The sequence below is a fragment of the Brucella tritici genome, from assembly GCF_008932285.1.
Classification (GTDB): Bacteria; Pseudomonadota; Alphaproteobacteria; order Rhizobiales; family Rhizobiaceae; genus Brucella; species Brucella tritici.
On the sequence record NZ_WBVY01000001.1, the window covers coordinates 450,617 to 471,797 of the forward strand.

The following is a 21,181-nucleotide window of genomic DNA, read 5'->3' on the forward strand; positions in this document are numbered from 1 at the left end:
GAAAGGGGGCGCGGACGTGGCAGTCAGGTTGAAAGACCTGAGAAAGGACTGAGTTATGACGGGTACTGAACAGAAGACCCCATTGGGTGGTTCTGAAGCGGGCGGTTCGGACGGGCTCTATGCCGTTTTGCCGTTGCGTGACATCGTCGTTTTCCCGCATATGATCGTTCCGCTTTTTGTCGGCCGCGAAAAGTCCATTCGCGCGCTGGAGGAAGTGATGGGCGTGGACAAGCAGATTCTGCTTGCCACCCAGAAAAACGCTGCCGATGACGATCCGGCACCGGACGCGATTTATGAAATCGGCACGATTGCCAACGTATTGCAACTCCTGAAGCTGCCGGACGGCACCGTCAAGGTGCTGGTCGAAGGCACGGCGCGCGCCAAGGTTTCCAAGTTTACCGACCGCGAAGATTATCACGAGGCCTATGCTGCGGCTTTGCCGGAGCCTGAAGAAGATGCCGTCGAGATCGAGGCGCTTGCCCGCTCGGTGGTTTCCGACTTCGAAAACTACGTCAAGCTGAACAAGAAGATTTCGCCGGAAGTGGTTGGCGCCGCCAGCCAGATCGACGACTATTCCAAGCTTGCCGACACGGTTGCCTCGCATCTCGCGATCAAGATTCCCGAGAAGCAGGAAATGCTGTCGATCCTCTCGGTGCGCGAGCGTCTTGAGAAGGCACTTTCCTTCATGGAAGCCGAAATTTCGGTTCTTCAGGTTGAGAAGCGTATTCGCAGCCGCGTCAAGCGCCAGATGGAGAAGACGCAGCGCGAATACTATCTCAACGAGCAGATGAAGGCGATCCAGAAGGAGCTTGGCGATGGCGAGGATGGTCGCGATGAAGCGGCTGAACTCGAAGAGCGCATCAACAAGACCAAGCTTTCCAAGGAAGCCCGCGAAAAGGCCCAGGCTGAGCTGAAGAAGCTGCGCAGCATGAGCCCGATGTCTGCCGAAGCAACGGTCGTCCGCAACTATCTCGACTGGCTGCTGTCCATTCCGTGGGGCAAGAAGTCGAAGATCAAGCAGGACCTGAACTTTGCCGAAGGCGTACTCGGTGACGATCATTTTGGTCTGGAAAAGGTCAAGGAGCGCATTGTCGAGTATCTCGCGGTGCAGGCTCGCTCGACCAAGATCAAGGGCCCGATCCTCTGCCTCGTCGGACCTCCCGGCGTCGGCAAGACTTCGCTTGCCCGTTCGATTGCCAAGGCTACCGGCCGTGAATATGTCCGTATGTCGCTCGGCGGCGTGCGTGACGAGGCTGAAATCCGCGGTCACCGCCGCACCTATATCGGTTCGATGCCCGGCAAGGTCATCCAGTCGATGAAGAAGGCGAAGAAGTCCAACCCGCTCTTCCTGCTCGATGAAATCGACAAGATGGGCCAGGATTTCCGCGGCGATCCGTCATCGGCCATGCTTGAGGTGCTGGATCCTGAACAGAACTCGACCTTCATGGATCACTACCTTGAGGTCGAATATGATCTGTCGAACGTCATGTTCGTGACGACGGCCAATACGCTGAACATCCCCGGTCCGTTGCTGGATCGTATGGAAGTCATCCGTATTGCCGGCTACACCGAGGATGAAAAGCTTGAGATCGCCAAGCGGCACCTGCTGCCGAAGGCAATCAAGGACCACGCCCTGCAGCCGAAGGAGTTTTCGGTTACGGACGATGCGCTGCGCAATGTTATCCGCCTTTACACGCGGGAAGCAGGTGTGCGTAACCTCGAACGCGAACTGATGACTCTGGCACGTAAGGCTGTGACCGAAATCCTGAAGTCGAAGAAGAAGTCGGTGAAAGTCACTGACAAGAACCTCTCCGACTATCTGGGTGTCGAGCGTTTCCGCTTCGGTCAGATCGATGGCGAAGATCAGGTTGGCGTCGTGACAGGCCTTGCCTGGACGGAAGTTGGCGGCGAATTGCTGACCATCGAAGGTGTCATGATGCCCGGCAAGGGCCGCATGACCGTCACGGGTAACCTCCGTGATGTGATGAAGGAATCGATCTCTGCAGCGGCTTCCTATGTCCGCTCCCGCGCCATCGATTTCGGCATCGAGCCTCCGCTGTTCGACAAGCGCGACATCCATGTGCACGTACCGGAAGGTGCAACACCGAAGGACGGTCCGTCCGCCGGTATCGCCATGGTCACGGCGATCGTATCCGTGCTGACCGGTATTCCGGTTCGCAAGGACATCGCAATGACAGGCGAAGTCACCCTGCGCGGTCGTGTCCTGCCAATCGGCGGCTTGAAGGAAAAGCTCCTCGCGGCTCTGCGCGGCGGTATCAAGAAGGTTCTGATCCCGGAAGAAAACGCCAAGGATCTGGCGGATATTCCGGACAATGTGAAGAACAATCTTGAGATCGTTCCGGTGTCTCGCGTGGGTGAAGTCCTCAGGCATGCTCTGGTTCGCGAGCCTGAGCCGATTGAATGGACTGAGCCGGCAACCCCGGCGACCGTGCCTTCGGTCGAGGAAGAAGCAGGGGTTTCGACCGCCCATTAAGGCATTTCCGGCAAACGTGCGAAGCAGTTTGCTTACGGATAATGCCCTGAAATGAGCTTCCGGCGGGCGATTCTGATTCAGTCGGATTGCCCCGCTGGAAGGTGTCTATCAGGACCAACAATCGAAATGCCGGGCAATTTGCCCGGCATTTCTGTGTTTAACCCCGGTTTTCCGGGGTTTTTTCACGTTGACAGGCTTGGTTTGTGAACCGATTTGAATAAACTCCGACCAATCCGGTCACGTTATCCGTTCCGGTAGATAAAGAAAGGAAATGCCAATGAACAAGAACGAATTGGTTGCCGCAGTTGCGGAAAAGGGCGGTTTGACGAAGGCTGATGCCGGTACTGCTGTTGACGCCGTACTCGCCGCTGTTACCGGTGCCCTGAAGGCTGGTGAAGAAGTCCGTCTGCCTGGCTTCGGCGTTTTCTCCGTTTCGCATCGCGCTGCCTCGACCGGCCGTAACCCATCGACCGGCAAGGAAGTTGCTATTCCGGCTCGCAACGTGCCGAAGTTCTCGGCTGGCAAGGGCCTGAAGGACGCCGTAAACGGCTAATCATGATCTGGAGAGTGAAAGCTCTTCGAACGGATCGTGACATTAAATTTCCAGCCATCGCGGCATGATCGCGAATGGCTGTCGAGAAGGCCCGGCATTGCCGGGCTTTTTTCGTTTTGCGACCAGTGAGTGCTTCTACAGACCGTCGTGATGTGGCACCTTGAAGGTCACACCAATCTGGAGAGGCCTATGCTAGCATCTGCTTTAATCGGCTTTACAATAAGTGTGCTGCTTGCCGTGATTGCTAACCACCGGTTCAAGGAGCTAGAGCGGCTTCCCATGCAGTGGGGATTATCCGGACAAGTAAACTGGACAGCTCCGAGAATTCCAGCTCTCGCCTTCATTCCATTGCTCTATGTTCTGTTGGCAAGCGTGCTGATTTCTGCCGCCCACCATGATCCCGAAAAGTACACCATCCAATCGGTCGGGACGGTGTTTATCGTGGTAATTGCCGCGCAAATCCTTCACCTGTGGATGATTGATCGATACCGATCAAACCGACCTGAATAGCAAAAAGCCGGACACTGGGCCCGGCTTCCAACAACTTTCTTTGCCTCCCGCTTATTCAGCAGCCTCTGAACTGCGCTTGGGACGGCGTTCCAGCAATTCCTTGAGGAAGTGGCCGGTGTAGGAGCGCTTCTCCTGCACGATGTCTTCCGGACGGCCCACGGCGACAATCTCGCCGCCGCCATCGCCACCTTCCGGTCCAAGGTCGATCACCCAGTCGGCAGTCTTGATGACTTCGAGATTATGCTCGATCACTACGACCGTGTTGCCCTGTTCGACCAGTTCGTGCAGCACTTCCAAAAGTTTTGCCACGTCGTGGAAGTGCAGGCCGGTTGTCGGTTCGTCCAGAATATAGAGCGTACGGCCCGTTGCGCGGCGCGACAGTTCCTTGGCAAGCTTCACACGCTGCGCTTCACCACCCGAAAGCGTCGTCGCCTGCTGGCCAACCTTGATATAGCCGAGGCCGACCTTGACGAGCGTTTCAAGCTTGTCGCGCACCGCAGGCACGGCGGAGAAGAATTCCGCGCCTTCCTCGACCGTCATGTCCAGCACATCGGCGATGGACTTGCCCTTGAACAGGACTTCCAGTGTTTCGCGGTTGTAGCGCTTGCCGTGACAGACGTCGCAAGTCACATAGACATCCGGCAGGAAGTGCATCTCAATCTTGATGACGCCATCGCCCTGGCAAGCCTCGCAGCGTCCGCCCTTCACGTTGAACGAGAAGCGGCCCGGCTGATAGCCGCGCGCCTTGGCTTCGGGCAGACCCGCGAACCAGTCGCGGATCGGCGTGAAGGCACCGGTATAGGTTGCCGGATTGGAGCGCGGGGTGCGGCCAATCGGCGACTGATCGATATCGATCACCTTGTCGAGGAATTCCAGCCCCTCGATACGGTCATGCTCTGCCGGATGCTCACGCGAACCCATGATGCGGCGCGAGGCGGCCTTGAACAGTGTTTCGATCAGGAAGGTGGATTTGCCACCGCCTGAAACGCCAGTGACGGCGGTGAAGGTTCCAAGCGGAATATCCGCCGAGACATTTTTCAGGTTATTGCCGCGCGCGCCCACCACGCGAATGCGCTTGGATTTCGAAATCTTGCGGCGTTCCGCCGGGACGGCAACTTCCATCGCGCCTGACAGATATTTGCCGGTCAGCGAGTTCGCATTGGACATCACATCCTGCGGCGACCCTTGAGCGATGATCTTGCCGCCATGGACGCCAGCCGCCGGGCCGATATCGACCACATAATCTGCGGTCAGGATCGCGTCTTCGTCATGCTCGACCACGATGACCGTATTGCCGAGATCGCGCAGATGGCGCAGCGTGTCGAGAAGACGCGCATTGTCCCGCTGATGCAGGCCGATGGATGGTTCGTCCAGCACGTAGAGCACCCCGGTCAGGCCGGAGCCGATCTGCGAAGCAAGACGGATACGCTGGCTTTCACCGCCCGATAGCGTGCCGGAATTGCGTGCCAGCGTCAGATAGTCGAGGCCGACATCATTGAGGAACTGCAGCCGCTCGCGGATTTCCTTGAGGATGCGGGCGGCAATCTCGCGCTGCTTGTCGTTAAAGCTGCTGTCAATGTCGCGGAACCAGGCATCGGCCTTGCGGATCGACATTTCCGTGATCTCGCCAACATGCTTCATGCCAACCTTAACCGCCAGCGCTTCCGGCTTCAGACGGTAGCCGTTACAGGAGGGGCAGGGCGTCGAGGCCATGAAGCGCTCGATATCTTCACGCGACCAGGCGGAGTCGGTCTCCTTCCAGCGGCGCTCCAGATTGGGGATCACGCCTTCAAAAGGCTTCGTCGTCTGGTAGGAGCGCAGGCCGTCATCATACTGGAAGGTGATTTCCTTGCCCTTGGTGCCATAAAGAATAGCCTGCTGTGCTTCTTCCGAAAGATCGGCCCAGCGTGCGCCGATCTTGAAGCCATAGGCTTTGCCAAGCGCTTCCAGCGTCTGATTGTAGTAGGGCGACGAGGACCGCGCCCATGGAGCAATCGCGCCATCCTTCAACACCGCCGTTTCGTCGGGAACGATCAGGTTCGGATCGATGGCCTGTTGCGTGCCGAGACCATCGCAGGTCGGGCAGGCGCCGAATGGGTTGTTGAACGAGAACAGGCGCGGTTCGATTTCAGGAATTGTGAAACCGGAAACCGGGCAGGCAAACTTTTCCGAAAACAGAATGCGCTCGTGCGTTTCGTTGGCGGACTTGTTGGCAGCACCGCCTTCAGCCGTCTCTTCCGGCGGCAGAGGCTTGTCGGCAAACTCGGCAACGGCCAGACCTTCGGCAAGCTTGAGGCAGGTTTCAAGACTGTCGGCGAGGCGGGTCGACAGATCAGGACGCACCACGACACGGTCCACCACGACATCGATGTCGTGCTTGTACTTCTTGTCGAGCGCCGGAACGTCGGCGATTTCATAGAAGGTGCCGTCTACCTTGACGCGCTGAAAGCCCTTCTTCTGAAGTTCCGCCAGTTCCTTCTTGTACTCGCCCTTGCGGCCGCGAACGATGGGCGCGAGGATATAAAGGCGCGTGCCTTCTTCCAGCGCCATGACGCGATCAACCATCTGGCTGACCGTCTGGCTTTCGATGGGAAGGCCGGTCGCCGGCGAATAAGGCACGCCCACGCGCGCAAAGAGTAGGCGCATATAGTCGTAAATTTCGGTGACGGTGCCGACCGTCGAGCGCGGATTGCGGCTCGTCGTCTTTTGTTCGATAGAGATTGCGGGCGACAGGCCGTCGATCTGATCGACATCCGGCTTCTGCATCATTTCGAGGAACTGGCGCGCATAGGCCGAAAGGCTTTCGACATAGCGGCGCTGACCTTCCGCATAGATCGTGTCGAAGGCAAGCGAGGATTTGCCCGAGCCGGAAAGCCCCGTCATTACGATCAGCTTGTCGCGAGGCAGATCGAGATCGACATTTTTCAGATTGTGTTCGCGCGCGCCACGTATGGAAATGAATTTCTGATCGCTCATTCCGCGTCCTGCCTGCTCATGATGCCATGGATAAACTGGCGCCGAATGATGAAACACGTCGCGCCGGTGTCTAATATGGGGTGAAACCCTCCAATAAGAAGGGGGCTCCGGTCATTCATCGGTGCACTCTTATCATTAGAACAAATATCGAACAACCAGCCTTCTGATAGGCGATACGAAATGTGAACGCAAGAGCGTTGACTGTCACTCCTGACAGGAGCAGACTAACCTTACTCGCTGATAGCGGAGAGGTGCCGCGGTGGGATGACACGGCATCGGCAAGAGGTCCGCAGGAGGCGGGGAGACCCTGTAGGGAGGTAAAGGAGCATGAGTCCACCTGACTACGTTGCCTAGCTTTCACAGAGATGAAAGCACAATCCGTTTCGGTCGCGGCAGCATCTTTTCGCAAGGAATGATGCCTCGTTGATCGAAAGTGTGATTGCCGACAATTTGAATTTGCGCGGAATGCAAATGGCCGTGCGCCTTTGTGATCCGAAAAGACCTGCCGACGAATTAATGTCGACACATGAGCATTGCTCAACCCCCTAAGCCCTGCGCGCCAAAGATACAGTGAGCGGCAGGGCTTTTCCTTGGAAGCTGATCCGGTTTGCGAAGCGCAAACAGCCATTGCTTCATGAAGGTGACCGGCAAAGCTGTTTTGAAATTATGGCAGATGCAGTTCTGACCCGATCTGGCCCTGAAATAAGGAAAACTGCATTTTCAGCACAGGAAATGGTGCAAAAAACCACTGGAATTTGTGGCGAGCGCAAGGCTTTTTCATGTCGGAAGGTTGCATTTTGAACAAAACAAGAACATAAACTCTGTGGACATTAACAAATTCGCCGACCCGGATTGAGCACGTTTTGAGCCAGTCCTGTAAGGTGAACACATGAGTTTCTGGTGATGGCGCATCGTTGCGCCTGATCTTTCATTTGGAACGTGCCTCTTGTCCGTGCGAAGCTGTGCGGAAAGAGTGTGCATGCAAGACCCGGAGTAATTTTTCGATGGCTGGTAGCGTCAACAAAGTCATTCTGGTCGGCAATCTTGGTGCCGATCCGGAAATTCGTCGTCTGAATTCGGGCGATGTGGTTGCCAATCTGCGCATTGCAACGTCGGAAAGCTGGCGCGACCGCCAGAGCGGCGAACGCAAGGACCGCACCGAATGGCACAGCGTTGTCATTTTCAATGAAAACCTTGCCAAGGTCGCCGAGCAATATCTGAAGAAGGGCGCCAAGGTTTATATCGAAGGCGCACTCCAGACCCGCAAGTGGCAGGATCAGAACGGCAATGACCGTTACTCGACGGAAGTCGTGCTGCAGAAGTTCCGTGGCGAACTGCAGATGCTCGATAGCCGTGGCGAAGGCGGCGGCGAAGGCCGTTCGTTCGGCGGTGGCGGCGGAAATCGCAACCAGATGTCCGACTATTCCGGTGGCGGCGGTGACTTCGGCTCGTCCGGCCCGTCTTCGGGTGGCGGCAGCGGCGGCGGTTTCTCGCGCGATCTGGACGACGAAATCCCGTTCTGAGAACGGATATAATCCAGTTTATAAGTAAAGTATGATAAGGCGCTGTTTTACAGCGCCTTTTCTGTTGGCTTCATAGTTTCAAAATCGATGGGCTTGCAGTGTCGCGTTGCGATCTCAAGCCCCTCAAAGCGACTTTTCGCCTGATATAATCTGCTCGCCATCTTCTTTGGTGAATGATGTGACCGGGTTTTCCAGAATATCCAGAACCAGTTCGGATGGGCGGCAAAGCTTCGTGCCGCGAGGCGTCTCGACAATGGGCCGGTTGATCAGGATCGGATGAGCCATCATGAAGTCGATCAGCTCGTCATCGGTCCATTTGGGATCGGACAGGCCGAGGTCGGCATAGGGTGTGCCTTTCTCACGCAGCAGCTCGCGCGGCGTCACGCTCATTGCCGCCAACAGGCCGACCAGACGGTCCCGCGTGGGCGGATTCTGCACATATTCGACTATGACGGGCTCTTCACCACTGGCGCGGATCATTGCCAGCGTATTGCGCGAGGTGCCGCATTTCGGATTGTGAAAAATAGTGACGGTCATCAGGAGTTTCCTGTCTGTGTTGAAAGCACCATGCGTGGTTGGCACCAGCATGGGTCAGTTCATATCATTCATCTGCGGGTCGCCGGGATAAGTGTCGATAGAAAACTCCATATTATCGGCTGAAAACCTTGTCAGCGAATACTGGATGGGCACACCGTCAGTGTTCACATTGATTGCCTTGGCCGTCAGCACAATGGCGCCGGGCGAAAGCTTCAAATGTTTCAGATCATCCGAATCCGCATGGCGGGCGGATATGATTGTCGATTTACGGAAGTAGTCGGCAACCCCTGCTTTTCGGAAAGCCACGGTTATTGAACCGCTTGCCGCATAATCCTCGGCGATTTCCGGAAATTGTTCGGCACTGATCCAGAGTGTTGCGCGCGAGAGGGGGCGTCCGTCGGCACTATGCAAGGTTTCCAGCCGCATGACTGGGGAACCGGGTTCGATCTCAAGAGCCTCGGCGATATCCGGAGAGGCGGGCGTAGTGCCGGAAGCAAGCAATGCGCCCTGCATGTCCCGCACCTGTGAAGCCAGCGACTGCGAGATACGGGTACGGCGTCCAATCTGGTAGGTCAGGCGCTTTGCATTGGCAACAAAGGTGCCGCGACCTTGCTCGGCACGCAGCACGCCCTCCTGCGTCAGCGCGGCAATGGCACTGCGCACCGTATGGCGATTGACTCCAAACCTGTAGGCAAGTTCCATCTCGGCAGGCATGCGCGCACCGGACTGAAGCTTCCCCGCCATGATATCGCCGCGTATCTCGTCGGCAATCTGCCGCCAGATCGCCACACCGCTGTTTCTCTCAATTCTTCTGGTCTTTGTCATCAACTGTCATCGTCCTGTCATTGGCAGGGTGTATTCATTCTGGTATTGTATAGTTGTCTATATAACTAGACAAATCCGAAGAGTAAGTCAACAAGATCTCAAAGGGCAGGGAAGCTCATGTACGGTACGGAGCAGAGTGCGAAGGGAGGCGGAGCCGGTTCCGCCACTGAAAGCAGAAAGGCGCCAGATCCAGTTCAAGCCGCAAGGCAGGCGAGCATGGCGATTCTTGCGCGTGCAAGTGGCGAAGAACTGCAAGCCTTCTGGCAAGCATGGTCGGACAAGCCTGAATTCGAGGTTCTGCGCGGACCGGAAACCGGTCTTGTAATGCTGCGTGGCCGCATTGGCGGCGGCGGCGCGCCCTTCAATGTCGGCGAGGCAACGGTGACGCGCGCTACGGTGCGGCTCTCCGACGGCTCGGTCGGTCACTCTTATGCACTTGGTCGCGATCAGGAAAAGGCACGCCTTGCCGCTCTTTTCGATGCGCTGTGGCTGGATGAAGGCCAACGCAATGCGGTGGAGACGCAGGTGCTGAATGTCTTGCGCAAGCGGCTCGCCGACGCCGACGCCACGCTGCGCAGCGAAGCTGCCGCCACCAAGGTTGATTTCTTCACAATGGTCCGGGGAGACAATTAATGCTTCCTTCTTCTGTAAACAGCACTTCCTCCGCGTTCGAGGGCGGCTTTGCCGATCCGGTGACGGATGCGCAGTCGGCATTCCATGCCGTCATGCATGCCATGGCCAATCCCGGCCGCATCTATCCTCTGGCTCGCGCAGCCACCCCACCGCAGCCGCTGACGCCTGAACTGGGCGTGATTGCAGCAACTCTGCTCGATCACGACGCGACGGTCTGGTGCGATGCCGCGATAGCTGCCGATGAAAGTGCAACCGCCTGGCTTACTTTTCACACCGGTGCGCCGCGTGTCGATAATACAGATGCCGCACAATTCGCTCTGGTCAGCAATGTTTCCCTGCTGCCGTCTCTGGCAGAGTTTTCACAGGGCGACGCCGAGTTTCCTGATCGTTCGACAACCGTTGTCCTTGCTGTTGTGTCGCTGACAAGCGGGCAGGGTTTTGTGCTCAAAGGCCCCGGTATCGATGGTGAACGTGCGCTTCACGTTGAAGGTCTGCCGCAGGACTTCATCAATCAATGGCGCGAGAACGGTGCGCAATATCCGCTGGGCGTTGATCTTGTTCTGGTCTGCGACGGTGCTGTTGCAGCGCTTCCCCGCACAACGCGCGTAAGCAATCTGGAGGGCTGAAAATGTATGTTGCCGTAAAGGGTGGTGAAACAGCCATCCGCAATGCCCACCGTCTTCTCGATGATCGCCGTCGCGGCGACCGCTCGGTCCCGGCATTGCGTCTCGATCAGATTGTCGAGCAGCTTGCGCTGGCGGTCGATCGCGTCATGGCCGAAGGTTCGCTCTATGATCGCGAACTGGCCGCACTTGCCGTCCGTCAGTCCCGTGGCGATCTGATCGAAGCAATCTTTCTGGTGCGCGCCTACCGTACCACCTTGCCGCGCTTTGGCTATTCCCGCCCGATGGAAACAGCCCAGATGCTGATCGAGCGTCGCATTTCGGCGACCTATAAGGATTTGCCCGGTGGCCAGCTTCTGGGGCCGACTTTCGATTATACGCATCGGCTTCTTGATCCGGATCTGGCAGGCGACGTGGCCGTGCCGGAACCGGAAATGCGTGAAGCTGAAATCCAGGAAACTCCACGTGTAACCGATATTCTCGGTGTCAACGGGATGATCGAGGATGACGGTTCTCTGCCGGAAGGTCACGAACCGGGCGACCTGACCCGCGAACCCTGGACATTTCCGATGGAACGCGACCTGCGCCTTCAGGCACTGGCGCGTGGCGACGAAGGCTTCCTGCTGGCGCTCGGTTACTCCACGCAGCGCGGCTATGGCAACACGCATCCCTTCGTCGGTGAAATCCGCATTGGCGAAGTAGATGTCGAGTTCGACGTGCCGGAACTTGGCTTTGCCGTTTCGCTCGGTCGCGTACAACTGACCGAATGCCAGATGGTCAACCAGTTCAAGGGCTCGGCCAAGCAGCCACCGCAATTCACACGCGGCTATGGGCTGGTGTTCGGCCAGAGTGAGCGCAAGGCCATGTCCATGTCGCTCTGCGACCGTGCGCTGCGTGTTCGCGAGTTCGATACGGATGTGACCGCTCCCGCACAGGACGAGGAATTCGTCATCTCCCATTCCGACAATGTGCAGTCCACCGGTTTCGTTGAGCATCTGAAACTGCCGCATTACGTGGATTTCCAGGCAGAACTCGATCTCATCCGCCGTATGCGTGCGGAATATGACCAAGCGCACAACCAGATGAAAGAGGCCGCAGAATGAGCGATCTGGCCAACTACAACTTCGCCTATCTGGACGAGCAGACCAAGCGAATGATCCGCCGCGCCATCCTGAAGGCCATTGCCGTTCCCGGCTATCAGGTGCCTTTCGCCAGCCGTGAAATGCCGATGCCCTATGGCTGGGGAACTGGCGGCGTGCAGGTAACCGCCTCGATCATCGGGCCGGACGATGTGCTGAAGGTCATCGATCAGGGTGCCGACGATACGACCAATGCCGTCTCCATCCGCGCTTTCTTCCAGAAGACAGCCGATGTTGCCGTGACGACCCATACGGGCGAGGCGACCATCATCCAGACCCGTCACCGCATTCCGGAATATCCGCTGACCGAAGGGCAGGTGATCGTCTATCAGGTGCCGATCCCCGAGCCGTTGCGTTTTCTGGAGCCCCGTGAAACCGAAACCCGCAAGATGCACGCGCTGGCCGAATATGGCCTCATGCATGTGAAGCTCTACGAAGACATCGCGCGTCACGGCCATATCGCCAAGACCTACGATTATCCGGTGATGATCGAAGGGCGCTATGTGATGGCGCCTTCGCCGACGCCGAAATTCGACAATCCGAAAATGCATATGTCTCCGGCATTGCAATTGTTCGGCGCCGGTCGCGAAAAGCGCATCTATGCCGTCCCGCCTTATACGCAGGTGGTGAGCCTCGATTTCGAGGATCATCCGTTCGAAGTGCAGAAGTTCAAGGAACCCTGTGCGCTGTGCGGCGCGAAGGGCGTCTATCTGGATGAAGTCGTGCTCGATGATCGCGGCGGCTCGATGTTTGTCTGCTCCGACACTGATTTTTGCGAAGACCGTCAGGCCAACGGCCATTTCGGTCATCTGGCAGCGAACAATGAGGCCGCGGCCAAGGAGACAGTAAAATGAACAGCGAACCCCTGCTGAGAGTAAACAGCCTGTCGAAATTTTACGGCAATCGCCGGGGCTGTGCGGACATTTCCTTCAATCTGTGGCCGGGCGAAGTGCTGGCCATCGTCGGCGAATCCGGTTCTGGCAAAACGACGCTCCTGAATAGTCTGGCAACCCGTCTGGAACCGACGTCTGGCACGGTTGAATACCGGATGCGCGACGGTGAATTCCGCGATCTCTACAAGATCGGCGAGGCGGAACGCCGTTTCCTGATGCGGACGGACTGGGGTTTTGTGCATCAGAACCCGGCAGACGGATTGCGCATGACGGTTTCGGCTGGCGCCAATGTCGGCGAACGTCTGATGGCAGTCGGTGAACGCCATTATGGCAATATCCGCTCGACGGCCACGGAATGGCTTGGTCGTGTCGAAATAGCTTCCGACCGTATCGACGATCAGCCACGCGCCTTCTCTGGCGGCATGCGCCAGCGCTTGCAGATTGCCCGCAATCTGGTGACTGCGCCGCGTCTTGTTTTCATGGATGAACCGACCGGCGGTCTCGACGTGTCCGTGCAGGCACGTCTTCTCGACCTGCTGCGCGGTCTGGTGAGTGATCTTGGCCTCTCGGTGATTATCGTTACTCACGATCTCGCCGTGGCCCGGCTTCTGTCCCATCGCATCATGGTCATGAAAGACGGCCATATTGTCGAGCAGGGCCTGACCGACCGAGTTCTGGATGACCCGCAGGCGCCTTACACGCAGCTTCTTGTGTCGTCTATCTTGCAGGTTTAGTAAATTAAAACAGATATTTATCGCACGTTGTTCCTAAATTAGCCGAACTTCTTGCGTGAGGTGAAAAATGTCTATGTTGCAAACATCAGCCCCGCTTGCCGTCACCGATGTCACGAAAACCTTCGTCATGCATCTTCAAGGCGGCATTGAACTTCCGGTCGTTCGCGGCGTGAATTTTGAACTCCATGCCGGTGAATGCGCCGTGCTTGGCGGTCCTTCGGGGGCTGGCAAAAGCTCGATCCTGAAAATGGTCTACGGTAATTATGCGGTCAATGGTGGTTCAATCCTGATCCGTCATGCCGACGCGGTTGTCGATCTTGCCACTGCCGATCCGCGCGAAGTGCTGGCCGTTCGGCGCGATACGATTGGCTATGTCAGCCAATTCCTGCGCACATTGCCGCGCGTGGCGGCAATCGATGTCGTTGCGGAGCCATTGGTGGCTCGCGGTGTTGATCGCGAAATGGCGCTGAAACGCGCTCGCGAGCTTCTGTCACAACTCAACCTGCCGGAACGTCTGTGGGCCTTGCCGCCTGCGACTTTCTCCGGCGGTGAACAGCAGCGCGTGAATATCGCACGCGGTTTCATCACGGATCATCCGGTATTGCTGCTCGATGAGCCGACCGCCTCGCTTGATGCGAAGAACCGTGCGGTCGTAGTTGATCTCATCAAGACCAAGAAGGAGCAGGGCGTCGCCATGCTCGGCATTTTCCACGATGAGGACGTGCGCACGGAAGTTGCCGACCGGATTATCGACGTGACAGCTTTCTCGCCGAGGGCAGCGGCATGACCAAGCTATCGGTAGAACCGCTGGTGTATGAAACCGCCATCGTCAGCGGTTGCACACTCGGTCGTTATACGGAGATCGGCGAGCGCAGTCGCGTTTCGGAGACTGTACTCGACGACTATTCCTATCTCGGCGTCGATTGCGAAATCTGGTGTGCGGAAATCGGCAAGTTTTCCAACATCGCCAGTCATGTGCGTATCAACGCCACCAACCATCCGACATGGCGTCCGACGCTGCATCATTTCACCTACCGCGCCGGTGATTACTGGCCGGAAGAAAAGGATGAGACGGAGTTCTTTGATTGGCGTCGCGGCAATGCCGTGAAAATCGGTCACGACACATGGCTCGGCCATGGCTCCACCATCTTGCCGAGTGTGACGGTTGGCAATGGTGCCGTTGTCGGTGCTGGTGCGGTGGTGAGCAAGGACGTGGCCCCCTATACGATTGTGGGCGGCGTACCGGCGCGTCTCATTCGCGAACGCTTCGACGCTGCGACCGGCAATCGTCTGGATCGACTGGCCTGGTGGGACTGGAGCCATGATCGTCTGCGCGATGCGCTCGATGATTTCCGCGCGCTCGATATCGAAGCCTTCCTCTCGAAATATGAAACTGCCGCCAATGCAAATGCGGTCATGAAAGAGCTATCCAATGGCTAATGAAATCGTTCTGAAAAATGCGCAGATCGTGCTCGCTGACGAGATTGTTTCGGGTTCAATTTTGATCCGTGACGGTAAAATTGCCGCCATCGATCAAGGCTATGCCAATGGCGGCGATGACATGGACGGCGATTATGTCATTCCGGGTCTCATCGAGTTGCACACCGACCAGCTCGAAAGCCATTATGCGCCGCGTCCAAAGGTGCGCTGGAATGTCGATGCAGCGGTTCAGGCGCATGATGCGCAGGTAGCAGCATCCGGCATCACGACAGTTTTTGACGCGATGCGTGTCGGCACGGACTATGACCGCGACTTCGTGGGCAAGGATATGCGCATGCTTGCGGACGCCATTGAAAGCGGTGTTCGCGAAAACCGCCTGCGTGCAGACCACTTTCTGCACCTGCGCTGCGAAGTTTCCTCAGCAGATTGCCTCGAAACATTCGAGCTTTTCGCAGGCGATGACCGCGTAAAACTCGCTTCGCTGATGGATCATGCGCCGGGACAGCGTCAATTCGTTGATCTTGAGACCTATCGCACTTATTACATGCGCAAGATGAAGCTCACGGATGAGGAGTTCCGGGTGCATTGTGAGAAGCGCATGGCGGATTCGGACGCCTATTCGGCCAGACATCGTCGCGCCATTGCCGAACTGGCGGCGACGCGCGACATCGTTCTGGCCAGCCACGATGATGCGACCTGCGCCCATGTCGATGAATCGCTCGACCATGGCGTGCGGATTGCCGAGTTTCCGACCACGATGGAAGCCGCCAATGCTTCCAAAGGCGCAGGCCTCTCAATCCTGATGGGCGCGCCGAACATCGTTCGCGGTGGCTCCCATTCGGGCAACATCGCTGCACGCGATCTCGTCGACAATGGCAGCCTCGACATCCTGTCTTCGGATTATATTCCGTTCAGCCTTATTCAGTCGGCTTTCGGCCTTGCTTCGGGCGAGCGTCCGATTGCGCTGCCACAGGCCGTCCGCCTTGTAACCAAGAACCCGGCTGATGCCATGGCCATGGATGATCGCGGCGAAATCGCTATCGGAAAACGTGCCGATCTGGTTCGCGTGCGCCCGAAAGGTGCGATCCCGGTTGTCCGCACTGTCTGGCGCGAAGGCGAACGGGTGCTCTGATGCAAATGCAATCCGATATGCCGAAAGGCTGTTTCGTCGCCGTCGTCGGCCCCAGCGGGGCCGGCAAGGATACGATCATGGATGCAGCGCGTGTGGCCCTTGCGGGCGACACGCGTTTTCATTTTGTACGTCGCATCATCACACGCCCGCAAATGCCGGGAACCGAAGATCATGACAGTCTGGATGAGACAGCATTTGCAAAATCGGCAGGCGAGGGAGCTTTCGCCCTGCACTGGCAGGCACATGGGCTGAGCTATGGCTTGCCGAAATCGCTTGAGGATGAAATCGCCGAGGGCACGGTGGTGATAGCCAACGTTTCGCGCCGGGTTCTGGGCGATATCCGCAGGCTCTACACGTCGCGCTCTGTGGTTGTGATAACGGCCCGGCCGGACGTTCTGGCAGAACGGCTTGCATCGCGTGGTCGCGAAAGCCGGGACGAAATCACCGCGCGGCTTGCGCGTGAAGTGAGCTTCGATGACGGTGCCAGGGATGTTGTCACAATAGACAATTCCGGCGATGTCAACGCATCCACAGAGACCTTCCTTCATCACCTGAAGGAAATAACCGCTAAAACAATAGCTTAGGGAAAACACCTATAGCGGCGTGTAAATTTACACAAACGTCATTATGCTTTCATTGCAGTGTCATGGAAGCAATTCAGAGTAAGCATGAATGGAGACGAATTCATGCTTCAACTGAAAAACATAACGCGCCGCTATAATGACAAGGTGGCGGTTTCGGGTGTGGACCTCGAAATCGAGCCGGGCACGTTTGTGGGGATTATCGGGCGCTCTGGCGCGGGCAAGTCGACGCTGCTGCGTATGATCAATCGCCTCGTCGAGCCATCCGAGGGAACAATTCACTGGGACGGTCGCGATGTTACCGGGCTCAAGGGTTCGGGGCTGCGTGACTGGCGCGCTCAATGCGCGATGATTTTCCAGCATTTCAATCTGGTTGACCGTCTGGATGTTCTGACCAATGTTCTGATGGGGCGTCTCAACTATGTTTCGACGCCGAAATCGCTCCTGCGTATCTGGAGCGATGAAGAACGCCTGATCGCTCTTTCCGCCTTGCAGCAGTTCGATATTGCGCATCTTGCGGCGCATCGCGCTGATGAACTTTCGGGCGGCCAGCAGCAGCGCGTGGCGATTGCCCGTGCGCTCGTCCAGCAGCCGCGCATCATTCTCGCCGACGAGCCGATTGCGTCGCTCGATCCGCGCAACACCCGCAGCGTCATGGACGCCCTGCGTCGCATCAATCGCGAATATGGCATCACGGTTCTCTGCAATCTGCACTCGCTCGATATTGCGCGCAGCTATTGCGACCGCCTCGTCGGCATGTCTGCCGGCAAGATCGTATTCCGCGGCACACCGTCGATGCTGACAGATATGGCATCACGCGACCTTTACGGCATGGAAGCCGCTGACGTCATCGACGCCGATGAGCAGCAGGATGAGCCAATGCCGATGCCAGTTCCGCAGTCGGCTGAAGCCGTTCTGCGCCAGCTTTCCGCCTGAGCGCACAAAGCTCCGGAAAAGAAACACGCTCCAAACTCAGGATTAACAGGAGATACCTATGCTTAACCGTAGAAACTTTCTGGCGGCTGCTGCGCTTACCGCAACGCTGACCATGCCAATGATGGCTTCCACTGCTCAGGCTGCTGACTGGAGCAAGGATTATCCGGAAATCGTTCTGGGCGTGATCCCGGCTGAAAACGCTTCGACCACTTCCGACCGTTACGCGCCTCTGGCTGCCTATCTCGGCAAGGAACTCGGCACGAAGGTCACGCTGCGCGTCGCCAACGACTATGCTGCCGTCATTGAAGGCCAGCGCGCCGGCAACATCCAGATCGCATTCTATGGCCCGGCTTCCTATGCGCGCGCCGTCATGACCGGCGTTGAAACCACTCCGCTCGTCAACCAGCGCCATGACACCGGCGTCAACGGCTATTACTCGGTCGTTTATGTTCGCGCCGACAGTCCGTACCAGAAGATGGACGACCTGAAGGGCAAGACTATTGCTCTCGTCGATCCGAACTCGACCTCGGGCAACAATGCGCCGCGCTTCTTCCTCAACCGCGAAGGCTATAGCGTCGATACGTTCTTCGGTAAGAACTTCTTCGCTGGCAGCCATGAAAACGCAGTCCTCGCACTTGCGCAGGGCACCGCTGACGCCGCTGCCAACTCCTGGAACTCGGAAGACGATTCCAACCTGACCCGTATGGTCAGCCGCGGCGTTCTGAAAGACGCCAACGGCAAGGCAATGACGAAGGACGATTTCCGTGTCATCTTCAAGTCGGACTTCCTTCCTGAAGGCCCGTTCGCCGTTCTCAGCACGCTGCCAGACCAGTTGAAGGCAGACATCAAGCAGGCTTTCCTCGATATGCCAACCAAGGACAAGGCTGGTTTCGACGCTCTTTCCGACGGCAAGGACAAGGAATTCGTAGCGACCGAAGCCAAGGAATATGAGCCAATCATCGAGATGCTCAAGTTCAACGACAAGGCTCGCAAGTCTTAATCCGTAGAACAATTGAAGTGCCCGGAACGTAACCCGTTCCGGGCATTTTTATAGGAAAGATCGCATGACGGTATCCTCACTCGACGGCAACGGTGCAAAAGGCCTGCTTGCCGATTATCGGAGAGAAGTCGGCAAACGGCGTCTCTACGGTATCGCGCTGCTCCTCGCGCTTGTCGTTGTCGCTATTGCTGCCTCCGTCGTTGCCGATGTTCGGCCGGGCACTCTGGTTGAAAATCTCTTTCGCTTCACAAGCTATCTCGGTCGCATTCTGCCGGATCTGACGATTGCCAATTTCTGGGGCGACCTCGCTGCCTGGTACTGGAACCTCGGCGGCTGGCTCAAAATGCTGTTTGAGACGCTGCTGATCGCCTATCTGGCGACATTGATCGGTGCAGTCGTCGCTTTCGCCGCTTCCTTCGCGGCTTCATCCAACATGGCTCCCAATTCGACGGTTCGCTTCATCGTCCGTCGCGGGCTGGAATTGTTGCGTACGGTTCCAGAAATCGTCTTCGCGCTGCTCTTCGTCATTGCCTTCGGTCTTGGGCCGATGGCAGGTGTGCTGGCGCTCATGCTTCATACGACAGGAGCGCTGGGCAAGCTGTTTTCCGAAGTCGTCGAGAATATCGACATGCGCCCGGTGGAAGGTATCCGCGCATCGGGCGGCTCCGGCCTGCAGGTCATTCGCTTTGCCGTGCTGCCACAAGTGGCCGCGAATTTTGCTTCCTATGGCCTGCTGCGCTTTGAAATCAATGTGCGCGGCGCTTCCGTCATGGGGTTTGTGGGGGCAGGCGGCATCGGGCAGGAACTGCTCACTTCGATCCGACAGTTCTATTACAGCGATGTCAGCGCCATCCTGCTTCTGATCATCGTGACCATTGTTGTCATCGACCTCATTACGCAGCGCGTTCGTCACGCACTGCTTGGCCGCATTGGTTGAGGAGCATGATCCCGAAAAGTGGGAACCGGTTTTCGGGAAAAGATCATGCTCAAACAGAAGAGAGAATTATGACCGATATTGCACAAAGTCTCTCCCGTGAGGCGCACACGCACGAAAAGGAACTGAGGGCGGAACATGCCGAATTGTTCGGAAATGCGCGTGCGTGGCGCAATCTGGCGATTTTAACCGTAGCTCTCATCGCTTCGGTCTGGTTCGCCTTCTACTGGCTCGATTTTTCGCTGCTGCGCATTCTGAACGGTCTCGGTCGCCTTGGCGATTTCGCGCTGATGATGATGCCGCCATCGTCCGGCGGTCGTTTCAGCCTCTATCTGTGGTCAATGATGGAAACGCTGGCGATTGCCTATCTCGGCACCTTGCTGGCGGCGATCCTGGCCTTTCCATTCGGTTTTCTGGCCGCCAAGAACATTATCCCGAATGTCTTCCTGCATTTCGGCATTCGCCGCTTTCTCGATACCATTCGCGGCGTCGATACGCTGATCTGGGCGCTGATCTGGGTGTCGGTTGTAGGACTTGGACCATTTGCCGGTATTCTCGCCATTGCCTGCTCGGATTTCGGGGCTTTCGGCAAGCTTTTCTCCGAAGCCATTGAAGGCGCCGACAAGAAGCCGGTCGAAGGCGTGGTGTCATCGGGTGGGGGCAGACTGCACGGTTATCGCTTTGGCGTGCTGCCACAGGTTCTGCCGCTGATCGGCAGTCAGGTTCTTTACTTCTTCGAATCGAATACCCGTTCGGCAACGATCATCGGTATTGTCGGGGCAGGCGGCATCGGCGCGCATCTGGCGGAACAGATCAAGGTTCTGAACCTTCAGGACGTTTCCTTCCTGATCATCATGATCCTGATCGCTGTTGCCGTGATCGACTGGTTCTCGTCCAAGCTTCGTCACGCGATGATCGGCAAGAAGGCGCAGAAGTCTGCTTAACCACTGATAAGTGTCTTGATGCCGTCCGCAACGAACTGGACGGCAAGCGCCGCCAGAATGACGCCGAGAAGGCGGGTCAGGATGGAACGACCGGTTTCGCCGAGAAACCGGTCGACGCGCTCTGCCAGCAGCAGCACGAGATAGGTAATCAGCAGGCAGACGAAGATAACGCCAAGAAGGGCCAGACGCGGCCCGATGCCGTGGAATGAGTCCGATGTCAGCACGATAGCCGAAATTGCGCCCGGACCGGCAATCAGCGGAATGGCGAGCGGGAAGGCAGCAATATTGCGGATATGGTCCTTGGTGATCGCCACCTCGGCGCTCTTTTCCTTACGCTCTGTCCGCTTCTCGAAAATCATCTCAAATGCGATCCAGAACAGCAGCAGGCCACCGGCAACGCGGAACGCGCCAATGGTAATGCCGAACATGCCGAGAATCTGCGCGCCAGCAATGGCGAAGAGCGCCATCACGATAAAACCGATGATGGAAGCGCGTAGCGCCACCTGTCCGCGGTGGTGCCGCTCCATGCCCGGCGTCAGTGCCAGAAACAACGGCGCCAGTCCGGGCGGGTCGATTGTAACAAGCAGGGTGACGAACGCGCTGAAAACCGTATCGTAGAACCCCATACTGCAAGCGCCCTTCTTGTTGGCATGTTATGCTCAATCGGATACATGGATTGTAGACGATCGACGGCACATGGTCGATGCAAAGCGCCAGTCCGGGCAACATCATTGCTCAATCTTTATGTGAATATCTTTTAAGTCATTGAATTGA

At 57.2% G+C, this 21,181-nt stretch carries 21 protein-coding genes; 17 read left to right on the forward strand and 4 right to left on the reverse strand.

Annotation, left to right across the window (positions count from 1 at the left end):
• Positions 1–55 precede the first annotated feature (55 nt).
• From lon to F9K94_RS02285, 3 genes are all read left to right on the forward strand, one after another.
• Positions 56–2,494 carry an endopeptidase La gene (lon, locus tag F9K94_RS02275; protein WP_061346341.1) on the forward strand — a complete coding sequence of 813 codons (2,439 nt, stop codon included), beginning with the start codon at positions 56–58 and terminating at the stop codon, positions 2,492–2,494.
• 277 nt (positions 2,495–2,771) lie between these two features.
• The gene (locus F9K94_RS02280) at positions 2,772–3,047 is read left to right on the forward strand and encodes an HU family DNA-binding protein (RefSeq protein ID WP_006470422.1); all 276 of its coding nucleotides are present in this window, start codon (positions 2,772–2,774) and stop codon (positions 3,045–3,047) included.
• A gap of 189 nt (positions 3,048–3,236) precedes the next feature.
• The gene (locus F9K94_RS02285) at positions 3,237–3,557 is read left to right on the forward strand and encodes a hypothetical protein (RefSeq protein ID WP_151643410.1); all 321 of its coding nucleotides are present in this window, start codon (positions 3,237–3,239) and stop codon (positions 3,555–3,557) included.
• A 51-nt stretch (positions 3,558–3,608) separates the two neighbouring features.
• On the opposite strand, the gene uvrA is transcribed toward F9K94_RS02285, so the two are convergent.
• Positions 3,609–6,533 (reverse strand): excinuclease ABC subunit UvrA, encoded by a 2,925-nt coding sequence (uvrA, locus tag F9K94_RS02290; RefSeq protein WP_151643412.1) that lies wholly within the window; start codon positions 6,531–6,533, stop codon positions 3,609–3,611.
• Positions 6,534–7,537: 1,004 nt separating this feature from the next.
• Between uvrA and ssb the strand changes: the two genes are divergently transcribed.
• Positions 7,538–8,056 carry a single-stranded DNA-binding protein gene (ssb, locus tag F9K94_RS02300; RefSeq protein WP_061346337.1) on the forward strand — a complete coding sequence of 173 codons (519 nt, stop codon included), beginning with the start codon at positions 7,538–7,540 and terminating at the stop codon, positions 8,054–8,056.
• Positions 8,057–8,179: 123 nt separating this feature from the next.
• Here the strand turns inward: ssb and arsC are convergent, their stop codons facing one another.
• Both arsC and phnF read right to left on the reverse strand, forming a co-directional pair.
• A complete protein-coding gene (gene arsC / locus F9K94_RS02305) occupies positions 8,180–8,593 on the reverse strand; it encodes an arsenate reductase (glutaredoxin) (protein WP_151643415.1) in 414 nt (137 codons plus the stop codon).
• Between the two features lie 54 nt (positions 8,594–8,647).
• Entirely contained in the window at positions 8,648–9,421 is a 774-nt protein-coding gene (gene phnF / locus F9K94_RS02310) for a phosphonate metabolism transcriptional regulator PhnF (protein ID WP_192799429.1), read from the reverse strand.
• A gap of 114 nt (positions 9,422–9,535) precedes the next feature.
• Here phnF and phnG point away from each other — a divergent pair, with 114 nt between their 5' ends.
• The 13 genes from phnG to phnE (F9K94_RS02375) all read left to right on the forward strand — a co-directional run bounded on the left by phnG (position 9,536) and on the right by phnE (F9K94_RS02375) (position 20,407).
• Positions 9,536–10,051, forward strand: coding sequence for a phosphonate C-P lyase system protein PhnG (gene phnG, locus F9K94_RS02315; RefSeq protein WP_151643419.1), 516 nt, complete (start codon positions 9,536–9,538; stop codon positions 10,049–10,051).
• Positions 10,051–10,677 carry a phosphonate C-P lyase system protein PhnH gene (phnH, locus tag F9K94_RS02320; RefSeq protein WP_151643421.1) on the forward strand — a complete coding sequence of 209 codons (627 nt, stop codon included), beginning with the start codon at positions 10,051–10,053 and terminating at the stop codon, positions 10,675–10,677. The genes phnG and phnH overlap by 1 nt, the downstream gene beginning before the upstream one ends.
• Positions 10,678–10,679: 2 nt before the next feature.
• Complete coding sequence (locus F9K94_RS02325) at positions 10,680–11,777, forward strand: carbon-phosphorus lyase complex subunit PhnI (RefSeq protein ID WP_151643423.1); 1,098 nt, start codon at positions 10,680–10,682, stop codon at positions 11,775–11,777.
• On the forward strand, positions 11,774–12,667 hold the full coding sequence (locus tag F9K94_RS02330) for an alpha-D-ribose 1-methylphosphonate 5-phosphate C-P-lyase PhnJ (protein WP_151554962.1): 894 nt from the start codon (positions 11,774–11,776) through the stop codon (positions 12,665–12,667). Before F9K94_RS02325 ends, F9K94_RS02330 begins: the two co-directional genes overlap by 4 nt.
• Entirely contained in the window at positions 12,664–13,440 is a 777-nt protein-coding gene (phnK, locus tag F9K94_RS02335) for a phosphonate C-P lyase system protein PhnK (RefSeq protein ID WP_010660129.1), read from the forward strand. The genes F9K94_RS02330 and phnK overlap by 4 nt, the downstream gene beginning before the upstream one ends.
• Positions 13,441–13,507: 67 nt before the next feature.
• On the forward strand, positions 13,508–14,227 hold the full coding sequence (gene phnL / locus F9K94_RS02340) for a phosphonate C-P lyase system protein PhnL (protein WP_151643425.1): 720 nt from the start codon (positions 13,508–13,510) through the stop codon (positions 14,225–14,227).
• On the forward strand, positions 14,224–14,880 hold the full coding sequence (locus tag F9K94_RS02345; RefSeq protein ID WP_151643427.1) for a DapH/DapD/GlmU-related protein: 657 nt from the start codon (positions 14,224–14,226) through the stop codon (positions 14,878–14,880). The genes phnL and F9K94_RS02345 overlap by 4 nt, the downstream gene beginning before the upstream one ends.
• Entirely contained in the window at positions 14,873–16,012 is a 1,140-nt protein-coding gene (locus F9K94_RS02350) for an alpha-D-ribose 1-methylphosphonate 5-triphosphate diphosphatase (protein ID WP_151643429.1), read from the forward strand. Before F9K94_RS02345 ends, F9K94_RS02350 begins: the two co-directional genes overlap by 8 nt.
• A 5-nt stretch (positions 16,013–16,017) precedes the next feature.
• Positions 16,018–16,596: a phosphonate metabolism protein/1,5-bisphosphokinase (PRPP-forming) PhnN gene (phnN, locus tag F9K94_RS02355; RefSeq protein WP_151644106.1), complete on the forward strand. Its 579-nt coding sequence runs from the start codon at positions 16,018–16,020 to the stop codon at positions 16,594–16,596.
• Positions 16,597–16,698: 102 nt separating this feature from the next.
• Entirely contained in the window at positions 16,699–17,529 is an 831-nt protein-coding gene (gene phnC, locus F9K94_RS02360) for a phosphonate ABC transporter ATP-binding protein (protein WP_151643431.1), read from the forward strand.
• A gap of 58 nt (positions 17,530–17,587) precedes the next feature.
• Positions 17,588–18,529 (forward strand): phosphonate ABC transporter substrate-binding protein, encoded by a 942-nt coding sequence (phnD, locus tag F9K94_RS02365; protein ID WP_151554958.1) that lies wholly within the window; start codon positions 17,588–17,590, stop codon positions 18,527–18,529.
• Positions 18,530–18,593: 64 nt separating this feature from the next.
• Positions 18,594–19,466 carry a phosphonate ABC transporter, permease protein PhnE gene (gene phnE, locus F9K94_RS02370; protein WP_151643433.1) on the forward strand — a complete coding sequence of 291 codons (873 nt, stop codon included), beginning with the start codon at positions 18,594–18,596 and terminating at the stop codon, positions 19,464–19,466.
• Positions 19,467–19,534: 68 nt separating this feature from the next.
• The gene (phnE, locus tag F9K94_RS02375; RefSeq protein ID WP_151643435.1) at positions 19,535–20,407 is read left to right on the forward strand and encodes a phosphonate ABC transporter, permease protein PhnE; all 873 of its coding nucleotides are present in this window, start codon (positions 19,535–19,537) and stop codon (positions 20,405–20,407) included.
• Here phnE (F9K94_RS02375) and F9K94_RS02380 read toward each other — a convergent pair.
• On the reverse strand, positions 20,404–21,033 hold the full coding sequence (locus F9K94_RS02380; RefSeq protein WP_029924858.1) for a MarC family protein: 630 nt from the start codon (positions 21,031–21,033) through the stop codon (positions 20,404–20,406). The two genes, phnE (F9K94_RS02375) and F9K94_RS02380, sit on opposite strands and share 4 nt — an antisense overlap.
• Positions 21,034–21,181 lie beyond the last annotated feature (148 nt).